We start from the raw sequence: 1,571 nt of genomic DNA, 5'->3' as shown, positions 1-1,571 counted from the left end.
TGATGCTGACTCTGAGTTTGACACTGATTGTGACTCACTAATTGATTCGCTTACTGAGGCTGACTCTGAGTTTGAAATAGACTGTGATTCTGATACTGATTCACTTACAGAGGCTGATTCTGAAGTTGAGGCAGATTGTGAGGCTGAAACAGATGCACTTACTGAGACTGAAACTGAGTTTGACTCGGATTGTGACGCTGATGTCGACTCACTCTCTGAAGTCGAAACTGAGTTTGATTCTGATTGTGACGCTGATGTCGATTCACTTACTGACGCTGATTCTGAATTAGAAACAGACTGTGATTCTCTTACTGAAGCACTTTCTGACGATGACTCTGAGTTTGAAACCGATTGTGATTCTGAAATTGATTCACTCGTTGAAGCTGATTCTGAAATTGAAACAGACTGTGACTCTGAAATTGAAGCACTTACTGAGGCTGAAGTTGAATTTGACTCTGATTGTGATGTCGACGTTGAGGCACTTTCTGACGATGACTCTGAGTTTGAAACCGATTGTGATTCTGAAATTGATTCACTCGTTGAAGCTGACTCGGAATTTGATACAGATTGTGATTCTGAAACTGAAGCACTTGTTGAAGCTGATTCTGAGTTTGAAACTGACTGTGATTCACTTACTGAAGTACTTTCAGAGGCTGAAACTGAATTTGATTCGGATTGTGACGCTGACGTTGAGGCACTTTCTGAAGTAGAAACTGAATTTGATTCGGATTGTGATGTCGATGTTGACTCACTCTCTGAGGCTGACTCTGAGTTCGAGACTGACTGCGATTCAGATACTGACTCACTCTCTGAAGCTGACTCGTAATTTGAGATTGATTGAGAGATTGATGTTGAGGCACTTTCATATGCTGAAGTTGAGTTCGATTCAGACTGTGATGTTGATGTTGACGCACTTTCTGAAGCTGAGACTGAATTCGACTCCAACTGTGATGTTGATGTTGACACACTTACTGAGGCTGAAGTTGAGTTCGACTCAGACTGAGATGTTGACGTTGATGCACTTTCTGACGATGACTCGGAAGTTGAGGCTGATTGTGATTCTGAAATTGATTCACTTACTGACGATGATTCTGAGTTTGACTCGGATTGTGACGCTGATGTCGATTCGCTCTTTGATGCTGACTCTGAGTTTGACACTGATTGTGACTCACTAATTGATTCGCTTACTGAAGCTGACTCTGAGTTTGAAACAGACTGTGAGACTGAAATTGATTCACTTACTGACGATGATTCTGAATTAGACACTGATTGTGATTCTGAAACTGAAGCACTCGCTGAGGCTGACCCAGAATTTGAAACAGACTGTGATTCTGAAACTGAAGCACTTACTGAGGCTGAAGTTGAGTTTGACACTGATTGCGACTCAGAGATTGATTCGCTTACAGACGCGGATTCTGAAGTAGACAATGATTGTGATTCTGAAATCGACTCACTTGCAGATGCAGACTCGGAATTAGACAATGATTGTGATTCGCTTACTGATGCACTTTCTGAAGCGGACTCTGAGTTTGAAACGGATTGTGACTCAGATACTGAAGCACTCTCTGAAG

At 41.9% G+C, this 1,571-nt stretch carries 1 pseudogene; it reads left to right on the top strand.

The features are described from left to right. Positions 1-826 (top strand): annotated as a pseudogene (locus tag HMPREF2867_RS11710) (clumping factor A); the annotation flags it as partial. Positions 827-1,571: the final 745 nt, after the last annotated feature.

Origin of the sequence: Streptococcus sp. HMSC064H09, assembly GCF_001812625.1 — a bacterium.
In the GTDB taxonomy this organism is placed as follows: Bacteria; Bacillota; Bacilli; order Lactobacillales; family Streptococcaceae; genus Streptococcus.
The sequence above is the reverse complement of the archived record's forward strand: the minus strand, read 5'-3'. Positions and strand labels throughout refer to the sequence as shown.